Origin of the sequence: Stenotrophomonas sp. PA-6-5C (assembly GCF_021605635.1) — a bacterium.
Lineage (GTDB): Bacteria > Pseudomonadota > Gammaproteobacteria > Xanthomonadales > Xanthomonadaceae > Stenotrophomonas > Stenotrophomonas lactitubi.
Window position 1 is genome coordinate 51,723 of record NZ_WKEE01000005.1, and the last position, 20,813, is coordinate 72,535.

Here is a 20,813-nt window from a genome sequence, read left to right on the forward strand (position 1 = left end):
TGTCCACGGTTGTAGTGGACAAAATATTGACTAAAAGTAAAAACTGCGGTGTCAAGGCCGCAGTCTTTCCTAACATCACTTATCGCGCCGAAGGCGTCACCTACTCTTTTCCACCGCCGCTTCTACAGAAACCGGCGCGAAGCGACCGGTGGCGGCGTTGAGCGGTTGGCTCTACAGCCTTGCCCGCTTTGCACTGACACTTCCCCGGGCTGCCCATGCCTGCTCCAGGTGGACCGCGCGTTGTTCGGCTTCCACCGTGGCCACCACGTGCGGCATCGCCGCCTTCAGCGATGGCGTGTTCCAGAACGGACTGCCCCGGTGAGGGTTGCCGCCCAGCCGCAACAGCAGCAACGCCGTCTGCTCAAGTCGGCTGCGCTCGTCGGCGTCGTCGCTCAACTGGTAGTCCGCCGCCAGCTTTTCCAGCGGGCGCTCGCACCAGTGGTTCCTCTCTTGAGGGTGCGCACCAGCTTGCAGGAGGGCTTCGACGATGCGGGGCCAGGCAAGTGCGGAATGGAGCGCAGGACCTTCGTTGAGGCGCCACGCGTTGGGGTTGGCGCCCTGCCGCAGGGCCTGTAGAGCGCGGAAAAGACTTCCATCGACGCACGCGTGAATCAGCTCAGCGCTCGGACTTCCTGGCGGTGGTGGGCGGCGGTCACCCATGGCGGCTGCCCCGAACCTGGTTCCGAAGCAGATGTCCTTGGACGTAGTCCCGGATGATCTGGCGCACCGCTTCTGCGGTGGAAATCCCCGCGTTCACCGCGCCCTGCTCCACCGCCTCCAAGACGCTGCGCTGCAGCGGAAGGTAGGCCAGGCGCACGTCCCTCTCCCCACCCAGCCGACGCTTGCTCAGTGCGTAAGGGTGGGCGGCATACATGGCGAGCACTTGGCGCACGGCTTCGTTTCGGGTGACCTGCGCGCGCGCGGCGGCCGCCTGCAAGCGCTCCAAATCACGGGAGTAGCCCCGGGAGGACGGAAGGGTGACAAGTTTTGGGGAAGGGACAGGTTGAAGCACGTCGCGCTCCGGCTTAGGACGCCGCGTCCAACGGCTTGGCGGCCGCCTCTCGGACCACCGCGATGGCACGCCAACGGTTGATCGCAGCGCCAGCGAAATACAGGGCGTCCACCAGTTCTTGCGCGGCCCCCTTCTCAAGCAGGGCCCGGTTGCAGGAGGCGAACCCTGCAAGGATTCCGTAGCGGTCCGCGTCGTCTTTGGCATTGTTCATGGCTTCCGCAATTTGAACGTTCATGTCGAATCTCCTGGTTTTGACTGGTGGGTGATCGGCGGTTACAGGCGCACGCGCTGACGGGGAGCCTCTAGGTCAGCCGCCGGAGCTGGAGCTTGGCTCTGCGCCTCTTGCCGTGGGTTCCAGACCTGCCCACCGATGACCATGCTCGGACCGCCTGCGGCAGGAAGGACCTGCGAAAGCCTGGCTTGCTTCGCCGCGGCGTTGATCGCACGCACGGTGCCCTCTTCCATGCCTTTGGCTTCGTAGATCACCTGCCCCTCCAGGTGATCCCTCGCTTCGTCCACAAGGGCGGCAAGGGTTCGACCGAACTTCGACTTTGGTCCCTGGTTGCGAGCGTCAGCGTCCCAGCGCTCGATCACTTCAAACGACTTCTCGCTGCGATGGCCAGACTTGTTGAGTTCTTGGAGCACCGCTTCGGCGTCTTTCACGTTGAAGCGAATGGCGGAGAGCTTCACCGGGTGCGCGTAGCCACCGCCACTCGATGCCGATTGCGTGATGGCGACCGCTTGGTTTCCGTCGCTGACGAGGTGATGAATTTTCATGTCGATTTCCTTGATGGTCTTCGGAAGGCGCGATTGCCTATCCACAAATTCAAGGTAGATCGCCCTGTAAATTTGTCCACGGCTGTAGCGGACAAAATCTTGGCTAAAAGTAAAAACTGCGGGACTAAAGCCGCAGTTATTCCTAACATCACTTCTCGAGCCGAAGGCGTCACATACCATTCTTCCATCGCCGCTTTCCAGAAACCTGCGCGAAGCGACCGGCGGTTGGTTTTTTGCACAAAAAGGCCCCTCGCGGGGCCTCAAAGGACATGAATTGTTCTTACGCGATCAGTTTTTGTCAGCACGCCTTACTCCGCGCACTCCACGCCGATCCATTCTTCATCGAACCATTCGTCCAGCGTCGCCAGGTCCTTGACCTTGCAATTGGTGCCGTAATCCGACCCTTCCATGTCGAACACCACCTCATAAAGGAGCTGCCCGTCCTCTTGGCGCTCCACGTTGACGGAGACGGTTTGGTCAGCCAACAGCTCGTCGTCTTCGCATCCCAGCTCTGCCGAATTGCGGTTCAGCAGGAAAGCCAGCAATGCGTCCTCAGCGGAAGACTGGAACGCGGGATAGCCCGCCGCGCCGGTCGAATAGGTATACCCAGACAACTGGTCAAACAAAGTGCTGGCAGCGGCATGCGCAGCTTCGTGGGCTTCCTTGACGGTGATGGTGTCGTTTGTGATAAGCATCGTGTGGTTCATGGCGAGGTCCTTGTTTGTCGGTTGGCACGATTGCCTTCCCATGTATCCAAGGTAGATCACCATGAAAATTTGTCCACGGTTTCGGTGGACAGAATCTTGACTAAAAGCAAAAACTGCGGAACTAAGGCCGCAGTTATTCCTAACATCACTTCTCGCGCCGAAGGCGTCATCCGCTCTTTTCCCACCACCGCTTTTACAGAAGCCGGCGCGAAGCGACGGCGGTGGCAGTGGGCTTTTCCTGGCACAAAAAAAGGCCCCCTCGCGGGGGCCCCAAAGGACATGGACTGATCTTACAGGCTGGTGGAGCGCCAGAGCTTGCCTGCGATGCCACCCACGATCAGCGCCACGGGCATGAGCGCCGTCAGAGCCATCGGGGGCACGGAGGTGAAGAAGTTTCGCTCGCCCTCTTCCAGGCCCGGGTAGAGCAGGCCCACGGCAACGCTGACCAGCTGCAGGGCAACGACGAAGAGCAAGCCCACCAGGGCGCCCTTTCCAAAGCCACCTTTGCGCGGCGAAACCGGGAGCCCGCTGGCCCTAGCCGCGCGCACACGGGCCGCTCGCCAGTTCAACACGTAAAGCATGGACAACAGGAGCAGCACGGCCGCCCCACCAGCAGCAGCCAACCCGGCCTGCCAGCCGTAGCCCACGTTCTGGCCGATCTCTTGGGCCCCCGCAAGAAACAGCAGGCCCGCGCCCCCAAGGATGACGGTGGCCGGTGCCAGCAAGCCCCACTGCATGTGACCGGCCGGGGTGTGGTGAGCGTTGTAAGACATGGGGCCTCCTTGAACTGGTGTTCCTCAATGCATAGCGCGATTCCGCGCGTTGGCAAGGTCAGCCTTTCTTCTGGGCTCCGACCGGCACCCAGCCTGTGGGTTGCTTCTCAAAGATGAAGTCGTAAGCCGACGGCACGGGGACGGGATCGGGCTTCAACTGCTGCCCTCCCTGGAACCCGACCACGTCCAGCGTTCCACCGGTCACGCACGTGGCCCGCTGGGGACCACTGGACGTGCACTCCGCGGTGAGGTCCTTCCAACCCCGAACCTCGATTCGTTGGCCCATTTCGCTAGAGAGGTTGGCATTGGCATGCGCCTCGTAAGCTTGGGCAACTTGTTCAACGGTGGGCAAATCCGCCTTGCTGCTGCAGGCGGCCAACCCTGCGGTGATCAGGGCGAGGGAAACGAGGGTTGCTTTCATGCCGGAGCTCCTTGCGTATGGGTTAAATCAACGTCGATGGTTTCGTCGCGGTATCCGAGCCGAACCCTCTCTATCGTCACGTCCATCTTCGGCACCGTGCCCTCCACCCAGACCCGGTTGACGGAGAACATCACCAGATCGTCTCGGTAGCTGCGACCTTGTCGCGCCAAGTTGGCGGCCTCTTGGGCGCCCATTCGGATGAGCAGGTGGAAGCGGCCGGCGTTGGGTGGGCTGGACACCCCCGTGGAGGTGCGGTGAACCCACGGCACAAAGCCCTTGCCGGTGACGCTTTGTCCCGCCGCGGACACCTGAGGCATCGGGATGAATCCTTCCAGCACGCCACGGTCGGCCCGATAGGCGACATCGCCCAGGGCTTGGAACGTGGGACGAACGGCAAACCGTCGGATGGCCTTGAAGCGCTGCAGGCGCGCGTCGAAAGCCGGGCCATAACGGCGCTCGATGGCAGCCGGATCATCGCCTGAGATGCCGTTGGCGCCCTGGGCCTTCGTGTCCATCAGCCACCACTGCCTCAGGCACCATTGGCGTTTGTCGGCGTCGATGCGATAGGTCGAATGGGCCATGGCGAGCAGCTGCATGTCGCAAGTGTCCACGCCGCCACCACCCACAGCCGTCACCCCGGCCCGCAGGTGCTGAGCCCCTTCCAAGACGTCCTGATCCAGGTCCCAATAGGTCCCTGCCGGCTCAAGGTAAGGGCTCCGCGACCTATCGCTGACCACCTTGGGCGTGCCTTGGATGGCTCGGCCGATCTGGCGAAGCAGATCCGATCCAGCCCCCGATTGCGCCTGCGCTCCAGCCGCCGCAGTCAGGGCAAACGCCCCGGTCAGCACGGCCCTTCTAACTCCCTTCATGGAACCCCCTGTTCCCACCAATGGATTTGGGATCTTGCAGCCAACTTACGCGACACGTAGAGTCTACCCGGGGCGTAGCCTCTGGGTCATCCTGTCCGCATGCCTGCATTGCATCCGTTCAGCCCGTGACCGCCGCCCCGCCCGCTCCCCGAGCCGTGGTGGCCGCGCGTCTGCGCCAAGCCCGCGTCCTGCGGGGCTTGAGCCAGCGCGAAGTCGGAGTGCGGATGGGGATGGACAAGGACACGGCGTCGGCCCGAATCTCTCGGTATGAATCAGAGGGCATGTCGATCAGCTTGGAAGCCCTCTTCGAGCTGGCCCAAGCCTTGGAGGTGCCCCCAGCCTATCTTTTGGCGACCAGCCCAGCGATGGCCGATGCGATCTTGGCTTTGGGCGAGCAGAGCGCGGCTCAGCAGGAACGTTTTGCCGAACTGCTGGGCGCTTTGGGTGAGCTGTCGGCGAAGAAGCGCAACGCACTCATCGAAAAAGTGTTGTCGCCCACCAAGGACTAGGACATCGGCGAACAAGGACGAATCGACCCCATGTGGACATGGATCACCAACCTTTGGCGCGGCAAGCGGATGGAGCCCACCCGGTCCCCTGTTGCCATGACGACGCTGATCGAACTGAACATGCTGGAGCTCAACGCAGCGGAGGCCCGCAACCGCGTTGAACTGGACCCACCGGGGCATGAAGCAGCACTTCTTGAGAGATTCAAGGCATCGGCCCAGCTTGTCCTCAACGAAAAGCCTCCATCCGATGCCGCAGACTCAACCTGGGAATCCCTTGGCCAGAAGGCACGCCGCCTAAACCGAGGATTCGCAGACCTCCGATTGCAACTCTCCCCGCCAGCGATCGTTGGTGGGGATACAGAGCGGCGCGACAATACGCGTCCTGTCCTTTAAGGCGGCCAGGCCAGCTCTTCCATGCGGGCTTTCCTCCGTTGCATGTAGTGCAACATCCCGCTGGCGCACTGCTCAACAACGGGGCTTTCCTCAAAGGCCCCAACCCCAACCGCCGTCAGTGCTGCAATGACGCACAAGTTGGTGGTGGCCACCGCGTTGACGGTGGTCTGAAAAAGAATGGCTGCCGGCACGTGCGCCCCGATCTGCCCATTGGGATCTTGATACATCACCCGAATGGCCTTCCCGCCATGGACCAGTCCGCACAGAGGGTCCCACGAATTGGTCACCGTCCGAGCCAGCTTCTGAGGCTCATCGTCCTGCCCGATGCGTGCAATGGCCTGCTCCACGTCCGCGGCCAGGTCTTTGAGGGCAATAGCCACCCACTTTCCTTTCTCGTTCTTCTTTCGGGGGCCGCGATCTTCCTGGAGAAAGTCCTCCAGCTGTTCGTCGTCGGCAAGGAACTGGACAAACACCGCCCGCAGGAATTGCTCAATCTGGGAGCGGTGCATCGCCAAGGCCACCGCTGGAAGATCAATGGGATGGGTCTCCAGGAGGAACAGCAACGCACGGCCGTAGTCCATCGATGCCCTCAACAGCTGGAAGGTCACCCGGTGGCGCTCACTGCCGGCGGGGACAGTGATGCGGGCCATGCAGGACATGTTCGATTCCAGGCTGGCCTTGGCCTCTCTGGCCTCCTGTGCGATGTCCAACGCCGTGGGCTGGCGCTTGGCAGCACGAGCGTCCAGCGCCGATTGGATCCCGTGGCTCAACCGGTCTTCCTTCATGCCACCACCTCTTGGGGTTTCTTTGCCTGCTGATGCGGCTTCAAGGCATCTGTCGCCACGTGCCTGAGATCCGCCAACCACAAAGGCGCCACCTCGGGGAACAGTCGGAGCATGAGGGGATCCCAGGACCGGTGCGGCGCAAAGGTGGTCTCCCCCCGGGCCAAACTGGTGAGCACCCCTTTCATCTTTGCCTGGAGCTTTCCGGTGCGATCTTGGGACACGACCGTCTTCAATTGGTGGTGTGCACGGAGCATGCAACGGTAGAACCACAAGCTCTTGGGCCAGATTTTGTGGGCGTGGTGGCCCAGCTCGGCCAGCGTTTCAAAGCCGATGCCCATCGGGCGCCCTTCGCCGTGCTTGATCGAATAGCCAATCACCAGCAGTCGGTCCAAATCGGGGGCTTCCTTGGCATAGGCCGGCAGCGTGATCCCCACCGGGGAGAACAAGCGGCGCAAGTCTTCCCAACGGCGATCGCGCTCCTTGTAGTCGGTGATCTCTCCCCGCAGCAGGGCCACGTAGAAGGTTTCGAAAGCCTCTCGCCGATGGCTCCAGACCTGCTCCTCCTGCCAAGCCATTCGGTCCTTTTCTGCTTGGGCTTTGTGCCCTTCATAGTCGAAGGCGTAGGCCCGAGGGATGCCCCGGCTACACGTGTCGAACGTGAGATCGTCGAAGCAAACCTCCCGCCGCACCTCTACGTCGCGGATCGTGCCGCCCTCCCGGCGCGGCTCCAGCCAAACGCCTTCCAAGCAGAAGCGGCCCTCGCGCTGGGAGCGGGCCACGGTGGCGGGGGTGACGCGAAACGCGTTGCGGTTGTTGGCGAAAAACAGGTCGTCTTCGGACAGTCGGAACTGATCCAGATCCAGCTCCTTGAAGAGCCACAGCATGCGCCCCCCGTTCTTTCGGTAATGCCGCATCCGTTCGGCGATGACGTGAACGAAGGTAGTGGAGAGTTGGATCTCGATGGCCCACCGCTGGCCGTTCCGCTGCGTCTGCACGTCGGGCTGGCGCCACTTCACGCCCTCGATGTCCCACCACCGTTCTTCCAGCTTGGTCTCCTGGAAAGACGGATCAGCGTCCAGGCTGTCCCTCACCCACCCCTTGAACGCCTTGTGGAGCGCGCCCTCCTTACACAGCCCAAACCGACGCGCCAGGATGGCTTGGGGCGAATGTCCCTTGCGCCCTGTGCAGGTTTCGCGGTGGCGAGCCGTGAGGTGATCGAAGTAGAAGCGGAACTCGGTTCGGGCGCGGATGGCTTTGGACCTCACGCCCATGGCGTCCTTGCAATAGGGGCACTTGAACCGAGGTGCGCCGTCGAGCACCTCCAGTTCGGCCGCCAGCCGCCCATCCCGGACGACCTCTCCGTAATCCCGGCCTTCCATGAAGGCCTCCAACGTCAAGCACTCGCCGCCGTCCCGATCCCAGACCAAATCGTGGGATCGCTTCGCAGCTGGCACGTAAAGGACGGTTTTCTCCATGGAACTACTTTAGTCAGAACCTGTCTCGCCAGATGAGACGCTGATCCGAAAGGCATTGGCATCAATACATCAACGCCGGCAGGGGAACAGCAACCAAGGGTCAATCGTCGCCAGCATCCACCACTACCTCAACCACCAAGCGAAAAGCGTGCGCTGCTCGGTTCCGGTGGATACGCAACAATTGACGGCGTCTCGCCAGCGTTGCTTGCTCGAGCGCCTCCCGAACGAAATCGTCCCCATGCAGATCCGATTTGCGCGAGTTGCAACTCACACATGCCAACACGATGTTGGAGATGAAGTGGCTCCCCCCGTGATGCAAAGACACGTAGTGATCCTCGTGGCAACTGGTGGGCTCGCCTGGGCCGTTTACAGCACCACCCGGTCCCTCGAGGGATCTGTAGCAGTAGTAGCAGCGACGCTCCTGGAGTGCCAGCAGCGTCCTAATCTGCTCAGCGGTGCGCGAGCCCGGCGCCGCCTTCGACTTCAGGGCCCGGTGAAACGATGTTCGTCGACGTGTCTCTCGGACGCGGACTTTCCAATGTGCATGAAAGGTATCCAAGGGCAAGAGCACCTCCAGATCGGAGGACTGGAAGAAACGGCGAGCACCTGCTTTGCACGCCTCGTGAATGCTCCAATCCTCCAGCGTTCCGTTGCAGCGTGCGCATCGCCCATGCTGGGTAAAAAACTGCCTCAGCTCGTCGCTGATCCCAAAACGTGCGTTGAGGTCCACACGCTGAAACCGGCAACCGATCATGCCGTCGGAAAAGACCTGATCTCCCAGGCGTTCATAGGGATAACGTCGGACCATGCCCCACCCCGCCTTTGTCAGACACCCGAGAATGGTGCTCGCTTTCCCTACCGGCTGCCAGCAGAGGTCGCCCGTGGCTGGTCCAGACCTTCTCGCAGCAACAGCCGCACCAACTCGCTGACGTGAACCCCCTCCCGGTCAGCCACCTGCTCCAACAGGTCTTTCAGCTCCTGTGGCACGCGAACGGCCATCTGCACGTAAGGTGGCCGGCTCACGTGGACAGCCTCGCCAGGGTGAGCACCCACGCCAACGCCAAACCGGCCAGGATTTGGGCACGCAAACGGTAACGCACACGAAGCGCCCCGCTTGCGTGCCGTGCATTGACCCAGAAGATGCCAGCCAGGCCCAACACGGTGGCCAGGAACGCTGCAGCCAGCATGGCGGCCAGCACCGCGCCCACGGTGGTCATGCCAGCGCTCCGGCCATGGTGGCCAGGACGAACCACTGTCCAGCGATGAGGCCGTAGCCGACGAGCAATCCCTCCAAGCCCGCCCAGCGCTGGCCCGGGGTGCGCAGCAGCGCCGCACTGTCGTTGAGCAAGGACCACCCGGAGAGAATGGACAGCCACTCAAAGTCAATGGTCGTAGCGATCATAGATCGAGCCCTCCCCTCCAGCGGAATTGATGGCGGAGGGCAACATGACCTCCTCGTTTTTCACGCGTCCGAACACGCTGGCAAACACGTCCTTGAGCGAGGTGCTTTGGGCCGCGTCCCGTTCGGCTTGGCGCGCATACTCGTCCAGCCCAGACGGGAACACTTGGCGTGCGCCGTTGACGGCGCCGCGCAACCCGCTGGCGTTGGGCATGCTCGCCCCAAAGGTGCGGTTCCACGTATCGGAAAACCGGTCCAAGCCGTCCATGCCCATGAAAAGCAATCGCGCCAGCACCAGGGCAACCACGACGTTGACGACAAGCCGCTTCGTCAGTCTGAATCCAATGAACATCTCTCCCCCTTTGTATTTCGTTGGTCGGTGTCAGACGCACGCATCGCGAACGTCATACGTTTGGGATACACCTGCACGAAAAACCCGCAAGGGGATCGCTTTGACTAAAGAGAAGAACCGGGAGAAAAGCCCGGTTTTGAGGGAGTGAAACGAAGGGGCTCAATGCCCCTTCAGGTGAACCACCCGCGATCGACGCGGTCCAGATCGTGGTCTTCGCCGAACGTGAGGGCAGCCTCTTTGGGCCCCAAGTCGGCGTAGCGGGCCAGCTCGGTATCGGTCAACCCGGCGTCTTGGATGGTGAGGGCGAAGTGCGCTTGCAGAGCGGCGTTGAAGGCGGTGCACCACTGGGCGTTGATGGTCGTCATGGGTGTTCTCCCTGAGGAAATGAAAGGGGCCCCGAAGGGCCCCGTGGGCTCAATCTTCCTTCGGCTCGGGCAGACGCAGGACCACCACACCGTTCACCGGCACCGCGTTGAGGACGAGGCGGTAACCCTTGCCGTCCTGGTGCGGCCAGGCAGCGCCGATCTTCGACCAGTTGCTGCGCTTCTCGCCCTGGACTTCGTATTCCTCCACCAGAAAGGCGTCGAGGCGGTCGGTGGCGGGCTGAGGGTTCTTCTTGGCCATGGTGTTGCTCCGTTGGGTTCGAGCGGATTGCTCGCGAACCGATCCGGGGAGACGAAAGGCCGTGCAGCACCTCGGCAGCGACGAAGCGGCAGCGCAGGAAGCCAGAGAGGCCGAAACACCGTGGAGGAGTGCAACGCACTTGCGCTCGGACGCGTGGGCCCAAGGTTTCGCACCCGGCAACCGCGCCCAATGGAGAAGTGGCCCGGTTTCAGAACGCCCTCCCCTCGTGGGCTTGGTGGAAGACGGTCCAAGCGCTCGCATCCCAAGGGTGGAGTGACCCGGTCCGTTGCAAAGGACCCACAACGCGTCGTATAACCACCGTGCCGGTCGCTTGAAGCGTCGGTGCTGTGCTCGGCCGCCTTAGGGGCCGGGTGCCCGAGGTCCACCCAATGGGGGCGCGGGAATCCTTTTCGATTCCGGAGCCCACCGTTGAGCACGAAGACCCTCAAAACCCTGCGCACCCGTTCTTTTCACGCCCAACAAGGCCGTTGCTACTACTGCAGCGGCCCGATGTGGCTGTGCTCGCCCGACGAGTTGGGCCTGAGCCGCCGTTCGGCAGCGCCCTTCCAATGCACGGCCGAACACCTGCTGGCCCGTCAGGACGGCGGGAAGGACGTGGCGGGCAATGTCGTTGCCGCGTGCCACCTGTGCAACCTGCGGCGCCACAAGCGCCCCACCCCAGCTCCCTCACCCGGTGCATATCGCGCCCGCGTCCAGCAGCGCATGGCCAAGGGGACTTGGCACCCGGGGTTAGCCAAGGTGGCCGCCCGCACAGGCATTCACGCTTTATCATGACGTGATCGGCTTCTCACTTTAGCGTTGGATGATCGCGGGGCATGGACAGCAAAAGGATGGCGAAGGAATGGACCCCGTCGTGGATGGGCCAGCGCCTCACAGGATCATCGGATTGGCGCTTGCGCTTGGACGGCCTGGAGCTCGCCTTGACGCTGGACGGGCGCACCCATCGGGTCAACGTCGAAGACGAGGCGGCTTACCGCGTCAACGCCGGCACCTTTTGGACCGACATTACGTTCCACCCGGGGCAGCACCGGGAAGTGACGGCCGACGGGTTGCCCAACGTCCAAGGCGCCGATTTGATTCAAGCGTTGAACGTCGCATTGAAGGAAAAGCGCCTGCGCGAGGAGGTGGCATTCCTCAAGGACCAGCAGGGCACGATCGACTCCTGGCTGGACCACAAGGCAGAACAAGAGCGGACCTGCTTCGAGCAGCGCCGCTGGTTCACCCACGAGCAGCAGGAAGATGTCTTGGCGGCCCGCCCCACGGTTGACCCGGACGCCCTCCGATCGCGCCTGAAGAAACCAGGCGTGGCGATCCGGTTGGGACCGGCTGCCCATGCGATCGAGCGCTCGCTGGCCGCTTGGGAAGCCGACCACCGCCCTGCTTGGGCCGCGCTCAACGCCGCCCACGTGGAACGCGAGCTGGTGGCCTGCAAAGACTTGCTGGACCGGGTGGAGAGCAAACCGCTCACCCCGGAACAGGCAAGGGCCGTGGTGTGCTTCGACAACCGCGTGCAGGTGGTGGCCTCGGCCGGCTCGGGCAAGACTTCCACGATGGTGGCCAAGGCGGCCTACGCCATCCGACGCGGGTTCGTGGATCCCAAACGGATCGTCCTGCTGGCGTTCAACAAACAGGCCGCCGAAGAGCTCAAGGAGCGCGCGGCCTTGGCGTTTGAGCGCTTGGGTATGCCGGAGGTGACCGTGGAGGCGTCCACCTTCCACGCACTGGGTTTGCGCCTTATCGGCAAGGCCACCGGGGAAAAGCCAGACATTCCCGATTGGGCCACCGACGCGGCCGGAGGGGTGCGAAAGCTCACCGACATCGTGGACCAGCTCAAAGACCGGTCGCCCGCGTTCCGCCGCCAGTGGGACCTGTTCCGCTTCGTCTTTGGCAAGGACCTTCCGGCGTTTGGTGCACCGGAGCCGTCGGACGTGTGGGACGCCCAGGGCAAGGGCGCGCTGGTCACCAACCGCGGCGAGCGGGTGAAGAGCGTGGAAGAGGCGATGATCGCCAACTTGCTCTTCTTGAACGGGGTCAACTACCGCTACGAGGCCCCCTACCCCCACCGAACCGCCGACGAAACGCACCGGCAATACAAGCCCGATTTCTACTACCCCGACTTGAACCTGTTCCACGAGCACTTCGCACTCGACGCCAACGGCGTGCCACCAGCGCACTTCGAAGGTTACTTGGAAGGCGTGATCTGGAAGCGACAGCTTCACGCAGAGAAAGGCACCGAGCTGTTTGAAACCACCAGCCACGGGTTGCGCCACAGCGACGATTTTGATCGGCTAGAGCGCGAACTGACCGCCCGTGGGTTGGTGCTCGATCCCAACCCTGACCGGAAGATTCCGAAGGACGGCCAGCAGCCGATGGCCTCGGTCGAGCTCATTGGGCTGTTGCGCACGTTCATGAGCCACGCCAAGAGCAACGGCTTGAGCACGTCGGATCTGCAGCAGCGGCTGGCCGCGATGCCGGCCGACACCTTCAAGCTGCGCTACCAGATGTTCCTGGACATTGCGGCTCCGGTGATGGCGGCGTGGGACGAAGCCTTGGCAGCAGAGGATGGCATCGACTTTGAGGACATGCTCAACCTCGCCGCTGGCCACCTGGAAAGCGGACGCGTGGAATCGCCTTACAACCTAGTGATGGCCGACGAGTTCCAGGACGCCTCGCGCGCCCGGGCCCGGTTGTGCCGCGCCCTGGTCCAAGAAAAGGGCCGTTTCTTCTTCGCCGTGGGCGACGATTGGCAGTCGATCAACCGCTTTGCCGGCGCGGACGTCTCGGTGATGACCGGCTTTCGCCAGTGGTTTGGCCACGGCCAGGTGCTCAAGCTGGAGCAAACGTTCCGCTGCCCCCAGGCGCTGTGCGACGTCTCCAGTGCGTTTGTCTCCAAGAACCCGGGGCAGATCGCCAAGCGCGTGCATTCGGCCACCCCCGCCCACGGCCCAGTGCTCCAAGCGTTCCAGGTGGACAGCAAGGACAAACTGGCCGATGCAATCGACCAATTCGTGGTGAAGCTGGCCGAAGGCGTGCGCGATGGCACGATCCCACCGGGGCGCAACGGCAGGGTGTCGGTTTACGTCTTGGGCCGCTACAACGCTGATCGGCAGTATGTGCCCACGAAGCAGAGCCGGTTCAACCGCTGGGTGGAGGTGTCGTTCCTGACCATCCACCGCTCCAAAGGCAGCGAGGCAGACTACGTCATCCTTCCGGAAATGATCAGCGCCCCGCGTCGGCGCAGTTTCCCCAACACCCGCACCGATGATCCAGTGTTGGCCTTGGCCATGCCCGAAGGAGACACGTTCCCGCTGGGCGAAGAGCGCCGCCTGTTCTACGTGGCCCTGACCCGGGCTCGGCGCACCGTGGCCATGTTCACCGCCCAGGGGCAATGCTCGACGTTCCTTCGCGAACTGGAAGAAGACGGGGCCGTGGTGCTCACCAACACCGATGGCGAGGCCGTCGAGGAAACGCCCTGCCCGGCCTGCAAGCAAGGAGTTTTGGTGGTGCGCACGGGCCCTTACGGCGAGTTTAGCGCCTGTTCCAACTTCCCCGTTTGCAGCTACAAGCCGAGGCGGCGCGGCACAGCACGCTCCCTCCCCACGACTCCACCGTCGCCCCCCAATCGCGCGTCGGTGGTGCCTCCGAGCCAGCCCGTCCGGCCCTCCTCCGTTCCCCAGCCTGCATCTCCCAGGCGAACGCTTTTCTCCGTGCTCGAATCCTTCAACAATGGGCTGGCAGAGATCAACCGCAACGTTTCCCGCGCCAGCGCTGTGCAAAGCGCGACGTCCGACTTGAAGCACCGGATCTTCGTTGAAAGAAGCACGATAGAAAGTGCATTGGAACTGGCGAGATCCGAAATCTCGTTGGAAGAAAAACTGAAAGACCTTCGCTTCAAGGAAGCCTACGAATCGCTGTCCGAAGCACTGGAAGCAAACCGCCACGAGCCCGAGGACGCGCAGCCGCGGGTGGAAACCCCGCTACCAACGTTCTCCCGCAGCCAGCAGCATCCAGAAGAAGACTTTGAAGCCGCGATCCAGCGGTTGTTTGACGGGCTGAGGGAGGACCGCGAAGCATTCCTTTCTGCAATCCATGGTCAGCTCGCGACGGACCCCGTTCTGCGCCGGCACTTTCTGACTTCGATCGAAAAGCTGTCCGCAGGCCACTACCTCGCAGCCCTAGACCCTACATCCTCTTGGCAACGAATCTAAGGAACTCAGCATGCGAATCACGGAGGCCTTCCGCCAGTATGGCGTGGAACTGAAGAACCCTCAGTTCACTTCTTCTGCCGTTGGGGGTGATCCACGCCAAGTGGTGGTAAGCCTCTGGGCGCACAACTTCCAGCCGGACCGATCGCGCTACGTTGGTGATACATCTCAGTGGAAGGGGCAGGGAAAGCATTTCTTCCGACGCCATCTCCAACAAGCCCTGGATGAGGGGCTGCCCATCCGCGTCGTGGTGGCCACGTCTGAAAGGCCCGATGAAGTCACCGCGGGCAATGCAGCGCGTGTGCGCAACGATTTTGAGCCCGACTTCAGCTTGGTAGGCCAGGTGGCCTCACTAAACTCCGACGGATTTGAATTGACGTTCGACCGGGTGGGCGTGGCGCCCAATAGCGACGGAAAAAGAAGTGACCGAGCACCGGTCAAATACTGGCACGTGGCCGAGGCCGTCACAGCGCTTGGAGGCCCGTCCTCGATCGCGGACATCCGCGCTTGGTTGAAAGAGCGCTACCCCGCCGAAAACCACTCTGACGCCGGCGATAACCTCACGCTACTGACGGTGAACGATGCCAATCGCAGGCATCACAACAAGGCTCGAACAGACTGGCGCTCCACTTCAAGCCATCCCCAGGATCTGGTGTTCCGCCAAGGACGGTTACGTGAGGTGACGTATGAACCCTTCAACGCCAACGTGCATGGTCATTGGAGCCTGCAGCAGAACGGTGACGGCACATGGGTTGCGGTCAAGATTGCATCGACTCCCGAGTTGATGGTCGAGGCGCAGGCGCTACAAGAAGCCTTTGAACATCAGCCCCCCCTTGACTCAGAACACGATGCACGCGTCTGGAGCATGAGGGCCGTGGCCCAGCGTCGCGGCCAGCCGCTTTTCCGCGCCCGACTGCTCGATGCCTACGGAAGCCGTTGCGCCATCACTGGCTGCTCGGCCGTGGAGGTGTTGGAAGCAGCCCATGTGCTGCCCTATCGCGGTGACCACACTGACCGAATCGACAACGGCTTACTGCTGCGTGCAGACCTTCACACGCTATTCGATTGCGGGTTGCTTTGGGTTACCGAGGAACAAACCGTTGCTTTGGCTCCATCGCTGTTGCAGACGGACTACGCCCACCTGCAGGGCGTTCCCTTGCGGCTCCCCCAGCTGGCCACGAATCGACCTAACCCTGCACATCTGAAGGAACATGGCGACCGCTGTCGGGCTCGTTTGGCGAACTAAAAACGTGGAATCTAAAGATTCCCGATGTCCTTCCGATAAACCAAAGTGCCAGACAATTGGCTCGTAAATGCTTGGACCCCAAGCGAACTGACAACTTCTCAAGGACTCGGGATGAAGCTCTCTTATCGCACCTCCACCCTCGCTCTCGCCGCCGCCCTGGCCCTGCCAGCGCTTGCCCATGCGGAAATCCTGAAGGGTGAGCGCATCGTCGGCCACTATGGATGCGGGACGATGATCTGCAACTTTGAAACGCCGGATGCAGGCACCTTCGATTTCGAGATGGAAGACAAGAACGTTGCACCCAAGATCTTTGCTGCTTGCAAGATCGACGACATTTGCGCCATCACCGGAGACTTTGACATCGACAATGCGACCATCGTCAAAGTGACCAAGGTGGAGAACAGCGGCCAGAAGCACCAGGACTGACATCGCGACACAGAGATGCCAACGGAGCAAAAGGAGACCCAGCGCCTGATCAGGCGCTGGGTCTTTTCTTAGGGGACTCTCGATGAGACTTTCAGCAATCCCAACCTAGTGGCCCGGCAACAACTCACCGGGCCACGGCCAGCCGCGTCACTCAACCTGGTTCAGCACCTCTTCCTCGATCTCGTCGAGGGAAGCCTGAACGACGGTCTCCTTCGGCAGCGTGATCGTTGGGCGGGCCTTGGCCATCTTCTCGCAATCCGGTTCGAAGGCTTGGTAGACAAACCGAGCCCTGTCCTTGCTCGCATACATGTCCCTCAAGAATGCCGCATTGAGCCGAGACTTGATGATCTCAACCAACGCGTTGGTCTCCGATTCGGACAGCAAGTAGTCGTTCGCCACGGCTTCTACATAGCCAGGAAGCAGGCGTAGCATCTCCTTGGCGTCGTCCTCCACCAGCCCATCAAGCAGGTATTTGGACGCCACACTGGAAGCAGTGCCACCCGCCAGCGCTCCCAGAATGCCACCGATCACCCCACCAGCAGCGGTGCCAATGACCGGAACCACCGAACCAACGGCAGCCCCACCCGCAGCGCCAGCCATCCAGCCGCCAGCACCACCGGCTACGCTTGCGCCGTTGACCGCCAGGTTCTTACCGAACTGCGCCCAAGAAATGTTGCGACTGAACGCAGCCCGGTAGAAGTCTGGGCCAGAAATCACGGCAGTGGTCACAGCCCCTGTGACGGCGTTGGTCCGCAACAGCTTGGCGACGTGGTTGACCGCAGCGGCCCCGTAGACAGCCTTGCCCAAGGACACCTGAGCGACCTTCTGAATTGCACTGCGGCCAAGGGCGCTCTGGGACACGAACTTGACCCCATCACGGGCCGCCACCACTCCGATGGCCGCGGCCTTGGTTCGCAGGATCTGGGCGGTGGCAATCCCAGAAACAAAGGAAGTTGCACCGGATTCCAGTGCCATGGTCAGCGCACCATTGAGCGCCTCCATGTTGGTTCGCCCATCCCACTTTTGCCGAGCGAAGTTGATGGAGAAGGAGATCGCAAACGCATAGCTGGAGGCGATGCTCTGCGTCTTCATGTCGTAAGTCAGGCTATCGATGTTGCCGGCTCGGGCGATGTTCCTCGCCTGGCGGTAAGTCGTGCTGCCTTTCTTGATGATGCGCTCGGCTTCCGCCGGATCGCTGACACCCGGCACCTGACCGCTGCTGATGCGCTTGCGCATCAGCTCGATTGCGTCCTCATACTGATCGGAGGGCACTTCGAGCAACTGCCCTTCGTATCGATACCCATCCGTTCCAAACGCCGATCCAACCGTTTCTCTCGCCGTCGCGAAATACTTGGTCTGAATCCGAACGCCATCGACGATTCGATCGGGGCCATTGAGCGAATTGTCCGCGCCAACCTGCTCAACCTTACGGCCAGCAAGGGTGTCGGCAAACGCGTTTGCCTCTTCGGCGGCGAAGCCCGTTCCACCTTTCGTGTGGAACTTGTTGATCTGGGTCCTTTCCAAGGCGACGGCTACCGCCGACGTTGACAGCATTTCATAGAGGTTGCCGATACCGGGCGGATCGGACAACGCCACCGTGCCCATGACCACGGACGCAGCAGTCTCATCCCAACGGATCATCAGAATCGGGGATTCACCCTCCCCCGCGACGTTGGTGACCACAAAACCCTGAGCATCGAGTGATTTCAACACCCGCTCCAGCCCGCCAGCGATCGCTTGGGTATCCATCACAAAGCGCAGCGCGCCATGCCCGCCGCGGGACGCTGCATCGATGTGGGTGGTCAACGTGGACAGAACCTTGTTCGCCCAGGCATCGGAACGCTGCTGCGCCGTCCGGCGAAGATCTGCTGCCGAAACAATCGTGTTCAAAACGAGCTCCTTTCGCTTGGTGAGGTGATCAGATCAAGGGCGCAGGGGTTAGCGGCAGGCTGATGCCACTCGCCTCCTCGGATTCTTCTACTCCCTCAGCCCAGCTGATATCCAACACCACATCTTCCTTGTGACCCGTCTCGCCCTCCGGCGCCGGATTGCCGGCAGCGAGGTCAGCAAGGCTGCGTCGCACAGCCGACTTCTTAACAACAGTGCGCTTACCACGCCGAACTACAGAGAATCCTTGGACCGTCAAGGCTTCCATGACTCGCTCAAGCCCAGCCTCCTCGCTCACGCCCACCTGGAGCTCATACGAAGCTGCCATCTCGCCGCTATCGGAGGCGGCCGAAATCACCGCAGTGATCTGCTCCAAGTGTGCCGTCACCCACTGTTCGCGCACCGCGGCCATGTTGTCGCGCGCCTGGGCGGCCGAAATATCCAATGCCATCTTGAAGCTCCTTGTGTTGGTTGGGACGCCAGTGGAACCAAATCTCGTCGCACGGATTGAGAAAGTGGAGAACATAGTTTGTGCCCCCGCCCCCTTGCGCAACTGGCACCACAAGCCTGGTCGTCCGTGAGGTTAGCGGCCGACAAGCGCCCAGCTTGAGATCCCGATTCTTGGAACCACCGGGTGGAGCGCGGCCTCGATCGAAGGAGCTAACGATCTGAAAATAGAGGGCTTCTCGAACACGGCATTGCCGACCCCAGGAATACCAACAAGACAAAGCATCGGGCGCCAAACACACTCTATCCAAAATTGGCGACCAAGGGCGCCATCGAGGTCAAAGCATGCCTAGAGGCGCAAGGGGTGGTGGCGCCTCCGATCACGGACGGAGATTGAGCTGACGGATCCGCTGCAAGCGGTCCGATGCCAATTTGTCAGACGCTTGGACCCGCGCCGCTCTCCGCACTGTTGGAAGCTGCAGCCAACCACTGCTCGACTGACTTTCCTTTGAATTCGTGAGCAAAGTCGCTGGCGCACAGCATTCTCCCGTCTTGCCTCATGTTTGCGACGGCATGGGCGGCCAGGATGGAAGCGGCTTGGAGGTGCTGCTTGGTGCGACCGCGCTCCGACCAGTCGTTCGGCAGCGCCTTTAGCGCCCCGAGGGCTTCCTTTCCCGAGAGGTATTGCACGCAGGTCAGCATTGACCACTGAAGCCCGACCTCGTCTCGCAACCAGCGCCCGGCCGCCTTTTCGTCAAGACGACCCTCCATGGTGTCCAGGAGTGCGTGGGCGGCCGCAATGGCCTTGCCTTGGGGCGAGAGCCGGCTCTTCTTCTTGGGGAACAGGCCGCGCATGATCAGGCCTTCTTGCTGCCCTTCTTGACGACGGCTTTCTTCGCAAGTTTCTTGACGGCCTTCTGGGCGACCTTCGTCACCGGCTTGCCCGCCTTCTTGGCAACCTTAGCGCGTGCCTTCCTCACCGTGCCACCAGCCGGGGGGAACTTCGCTCCGGGGTTGGCCTGAGCCCACGCCTTGCCCTCGGCGGACTTGGCCCATGCGGTGAAGGCCTTGGGGGCCAAACCCCGACCAGCCCACGTCTCACCGGTTGGGAGGCGATACTTCGGCGCCACCTTGCCAAGCTTGCGCCCCTTGAGGGGACCTGCGGCAGCCTTGGCGGCACGCGCCGGCTTGGCGTCGATCGTTTCTCCGATGAGCTTGGCCACCTGCCGCCGCTGGGCCAGACTCAAGACCTTCGCATACTTCTGGAGGACCGCCAGGGCTTTGGGAACCTCACCGTCGCGCTTCTCGACCAGCTTCTTCTGGGCTTCGAGCTGTTTGATTTCGGCGTTGAGGGATTTCAGGGTGGTCAGGGCCAAAGGAGCGCTCCGTTCGGGAATCCAACGGTTATAGCCCATCGCCCCTCGCATGACCACCCGACCGGGCGCCGGGCCAGCCCTTCTCTGCAAATGAAAACGCTGTGAGAGTTTCACCTCTCACAGCGTTGAAGCTTCCGTTGGCTGCTACATGAGTTGCCGCTCTTGCAGCAAAGATGCTTCGGGATCAAGAAAACGATCCGAGAAATCAAGCTCCTTCACGATTTACTCACAAATTCATGAAGGTTTAATCCACTAGGCCGGCTTTGCCGGCCTTCCTTGTGCAGCACCACCCCATTCATGGACAAGCGCTACAGTTTTAGGAAACCACGTTTTCGGGGCCTGTAAAGGGGAACCCCACTTCTCCACTCAAAAACTGCGACGAATTCCCGCAAGTTTTTGCGCGCTGAACACTCCTGCCCTACGCCTTCCCGCCACAGTCAAAGGTCGGTGGGGCAGGCGCCGCGTCACCCAACACCTGAACCAGGCCCATGTCGCGCAGCATGGTGACGATCTCGAGTTGCTTCTCCGCAACCCACTGCGGCCGGGTAGCCACTTCTTCCTCTGGCACCCGCTTTCCGGCGAGTTCCACGGTTTCGAGAGAAGCATGGAGCGCCATGGACGCGCTGAATCCCAACAGGTCCACCACCTCGTCAGGGGACGTGTCGATGACGCCGGAACGACGGATCAGGGACTGGTAGCCATGGTGGACGTAGCCGTGCATCGTCTTTTGAGACTGCTCCCAGGTATCCAACAAATCCGCGTAACGCTTTTCACCGGAACGCTGGGCCACCCTGCGGATCATCTTCTCTGGGGTTGCAGTGTCATGGCCCTTCTGGAACCGCGCCAGCTCTTGGTCATCGGCCCATTGCAGCCACAGCCCGCGCACGAACGCCTCAAAGGCAGGCCGCATCAATGCCGTCGCAGAGCCCAACAGCCCATGTTTGACCAGGAGCATGGCTGACGATTGGTGCTCGTGCACCACCGCGAAAGCCACGACCGCCATGTGGTCTGGCTCCGGCCCATGTAGGACCAATCCATAGAGTTGCTCCTCGTTCCAACGCCGCACGTGGTCGGCCCACTCCATTGCCCGCTGCACGCGCGGCTCTTTC

26 protein-coding genes and 1 pseudogene are annotated in these 20,813 nt (G+C 61.9%); 6 read left to right on the forward strand and 21 right to left on the reverse strand.

Annotation, left to right across the window (positions count from 1 at the left end):
- Positions 1–171 precede the first annotated feature (171 nt).
- The 8 genes from GIW57_RS03195 to GIW57_RS03230 form a co-directional block, all read right to left on the reverse strand.
- The gene (locus GIW57_RS03195; RefSeq protein ID WP_180854975.1) at positions 172–660 is read right to left on the reverse strand and encodes a hypothetical protein; all 489 of its coding nucleotides are present in this window, start codon (positions 658–660) and stop codon (positions 172–174) included.
- Complete coding sequence (locus GIW57_RS03200) at positions 653–1,012, reverse strand: hypothetical protein (RefSeq protein WP_133120053.1); 360 nt, start codon at positions 1,010–1,012, stop codon at positions 653–655. The genes GIW57_RS03195 and GIW57_RS03200 overlap by 8 nt, the downstream gene beginning before the upstream one ends.
- A gap of 13 nt (positions 1,013–1,025) precedes the next feature.
- Positions 1,026–1,247: a hypothetical protein gene (locus GIW57_RS03205; protein WP_100551925.1), complete on the reverse strand. Its 222-nt coding sequence runs from the start codon at positions 1,245–1,247 to the stop codon at positions 1,026–1,028.
- A gap of 38 nt (positions 1,248–1,285) precedes the next feature.
- Positions 1,286–1,789 (reverse strand): hypothetical protein, encoded by a 504-nt coding sequence (locus GIW57_RS03210; RefSeq protein ID WP_100551924.1) that lies wholly within the window; start codon positions 1,787–1,789, stop codon positions 1,286–1,288.
- A 308-nt stretch (positions 1,790–2,097) separates the two neighbouring features.
- Positions 2,098–2,496 (reverse strand): hypothetical protein, encoded by a 399-nt coding sequence (locus GIW57_RS03215; protein WP_100551923.1) that lies wholly within the window; start codon positions 2,494–2,496, stop codon positions 2,098–2,100.
- Between the two features lie 290 nt (positions 2,497–2,786).
- A complete protein-coding gene (locus tag GIW57_RS03220) occupies positions 2,787–3,269 on the reverse strand; it encodes an ABC transporter permease (protein ID WP_180854974.1) in 483 nt (160 codons plus the stop codon).
- A gap of 58 nt (positions 3,270–3,327) precedes the next feature.
- On the reverse strand, positions 3,328–3,690 hold the full coding sequence (locus GIW57_RS03225) for a hypothetical protein (protein ID WP_180854973.1): 363 nt from the start codon (positions 3,688–3,690) through the stop codon (positions 3,328–3,330).
- Positions 3,687–4,286 (reverse strand): hypothetical protein, encoded by a 600-nt coding sequence (locus tag GIW57_RS03230; RefSeq protein ID WP_236509148.1) that lies wholly within the window; start codon positions 4,284–4,286, stop codon positions 3,687–3,689. The genes GIW57_RS03225 and GIW57_RS03230 overlap by 4 nt, the downstream gene beginning before the upstream one ends.
- A 293-nt stretch (positions 4,287–4,579) precedes the next feature.
- On the opposite strand from GIW57_RS03230, the gene GIW57_RS03235 reads away from it, so the two are divergent.
- On the forward strand, positions 4,580–5,068 hold the full coding sequence (locus GIW57_RS03235; RefSeq protein WP_323163030.1) for a helix-turn-helix transcriptional regulator: 489 nt from the start codon (positions 4,580–4,582) through the stop codon (positions 5,066–5,068).
- A 30-nt stretch (positions 5,069–5,098) separates the two neighbouring features.
- Positions 5,099–5,461: a hypothetical protein gene (locus GIW57_RS03240; protein WP_236509149.1), complete on the forward strand. Its 363-nt coding sequence runs from the start codon at positions 5,099–5,101 to the stop codon at positions 5,459–5,461.
- Here GIW57_RS03240 and GIW57_RS03245 read toward each other — a convergent pair.
- The 8 genes from GIW57_RS03245 to GIW57_RS03280 form a co-directional block, all read right to left on the reverse strand.
- Positions 5,458–6,246, reverse strand: coding sequence for a hypothetical protein (locus GIW57_RS03245; RefSeq protein WP_024956697.1), 789 nt, complete (start codon positions 6,244–6,246; stop codon positions 5,458–5,460). The genes GIW57_RS03240 and GIW57_RS03245 overlap by 4 nt on opposite strands.
- Positions 6,243–7,721, reverse strand: coding sequence for a hypothetical protein (locus GIW57_RS03250; protein WP_197581417.1), 1,479 nt, complete (start codon positions 7,719–7,721; stop codon positions 6,243–6,245). The genes GIW57_RS03245 and GIW57_RS03250 overlap by 4 nt, the downstream gene beginning before the upstream one ends.
- A gap of 100 nt (positions 7,722–7,821) precedes the next feature.
- On the reverse strand, positions 7,822–8,529 hold the full coding sequence (locus tag GIW57_RS03255) for an HNH endonuclease signature motif containing protein (protein WP_197581415.1): 708 nt from the start codon (positions 8,527–8,529) through the stop codon (positions 7,822–7,824).
- A 211-nt stretch (positions 8,530–8,740) separates the two neighbouring features.
- The gene (locus GIW57_RS03260; protein ID WP_024956700.1) at positions 8,741–8,938 is read right to left on the reverse strand and encodes a hypothetical protein; all 198 of its coding nucleotides are present in this window, start codon (positions 8,936–8,938) and stop codon (positions 8,741–8,743) included.
- Entirely contained in the window at positions 8,935–9,123 is a 189-nt protein-coding gene (locus tag GIW57_RS03265) for a hypothetical protein (RefSeq protein ID WP_197581413.1), read from the reverse strand. The genes GIW57_RS03260 and GIW57_RS03265 overlap by 4 nt, the downstream gene beginning before the upstream one ends.
- Positions 9,104–9,472 (reverse strand): hypothetical protein, encoded by a 369-nt coding sequence (locus GIW57_RS03270; RefSeq protein ID WP_100551918.1) that lies wholly within the window; start codon positions 9,470–9,472, stop codon positions 9,104–9,106. Before GIW57_RS03270 ends, GIW57_RS03265 begins: the two co-directional genes overlap by 20 nt.
- 170 nt (positions 9,473–9,642) lie before the next feature.
- Positions 9,643–9,837 (reverse strand): hypothetical protein, encoded by a 195-nt coding sequence (locus GIW57_RS03275; protein ID WP_197581411.1) that lies wholly within the window; start codon positions 9,835–9,837, stop codon positions 9,643–9,645.
- Positions 9,838–9,886: 49 nt separating this feature from the next.
- Positions 9,887–10,096 carry a hypothetical protein gene (locus GIW57_RS03280; RefSeq protein WP_054172074.1) on the reverse strand — a complete coding sequence of 70 codons (210 nt, stop codon included), beginning with the start codon at positions 10,094–10,096 and terminating at the stop codon, positions 9,887–9,889.
- A gap of 429 nt (positions 10,097–10,525) precedes the next feature.
- Between GIW57_RS03280 and GIW57_RS03285 the strand changes: the two genes are divergently transcribed.
- The 4 genes and pseudogenes from GIW57_RS03285 to GIW57_RS03300 all read left to right on the forward strand — a co-directional run bounded on the left by GIW57_RS03285 (position 10,526) and on the right by GIW57_RS03300 (position 15,994).
- Positions 10,526–10,891 (forward strand): HNH endonuclease, encoded by a 366-nt coding sequence (locus GIW57_RS03285; protein WP_197581408.1) that lies wholly within the window; start codon positions 10,526–10,528, stop codon positions 10,889–10,891.
- 56 nt (positions 10,892–10,947) lie between these two features.
- A pseudogene (locus tag GIW57_RS03290) lies at positions 10,948–13,698 on the forward strand (UvrD-helicase domain-containing protein); the annotation flags it as partial.
- 637 nt (positions 13,699–14,335) lie between these two features.
- Positions 14,336–15,568, forward strand: coding sequence for an HNH endonuclease (locus GIW57_RS03295; protein WP_197581406.1), 1,233 nt, complete (start codon positions 14,336–14,338; stop codon positions 15,566–15,568).
- A gap of 111 nt (positions 15,569–15,679) precedes the next feature.
- Positions 15,680–15,994, forward strand: coding sequence for a hypothetical protein (locus GIW57_RS03300; RefSeq protein WP_099596956.1), 315 nt, complete (start codon positions 15,680–15,682; stop codon positions 15,992–15,994).
- A 147-nt stretch (positions 15,995–16,141) separates the two neighbouring features.
- Here the strand turns inward: GIW57_RS03300 and GIW57_RS03305 are convergent, their stop codons facing one another.
- The 5 genes from GIW57_RS03305 to GIW57_RS03325 form a co-directional block, all read right to left on the reverse strand.
- A complete protein-coding gene (locus tag GIW57_RS03305; protein WP_197581404.1) occupies positions 16,142–17,884 on the reverse strand; it encodes a hypothetical protein in 1,743 nt (580 codons plus the stop codon).
- Positions 17,885–17,912: 28 nt separating this feature from the next.
- Entirely contained in the window at positions 17,913–18,332 is a 420-nt protein-coding gene (locus tag GIW57_RS03310) for a hypothetical protein (RefSeq protein WP_197581402.1), read from the reverse strand.
- A 431-nt stretch (positions 18,333–18,763) separates the two neighbouring features.
- Positions 18,764–19,183, reverse strand: a complete 420-nt coding sequence (locus tag GIW57_RS03315; RefSeq protein WP_197581400.1) for a hypothetical protein — start codon at positions 19,181–19,183, stop codon at positions 18,764–18,766.
- Positions 19,184–19,185: 2 nt separating this feature from the next.
- On the reverse strand, positions 19,186–19,704 hold the full coding sequence (locus GIW57_RS03320; protein ID WP_180854971.1) for an H-NS family nucleoid-associated regulatory protein: 519 nt from the start codon (positions 19,702–19,704) through the stop codon (positions 19,186–19,188).
- Between the two features lie 418 nt (positions 19,705–20,122).
- Positions 20,123–20,707: a hypothetical protein gene (locus GIW57_RS03325; protein WP_180854970.1), complete on the reverse strand. Its 585-nt coding sequence runs from the start codon at positions 20,705–20,707 to the stop codon at positions 20,123–20,125.
- Positions 20,708–20,813 lie beyond the last annotated feature (106 nt).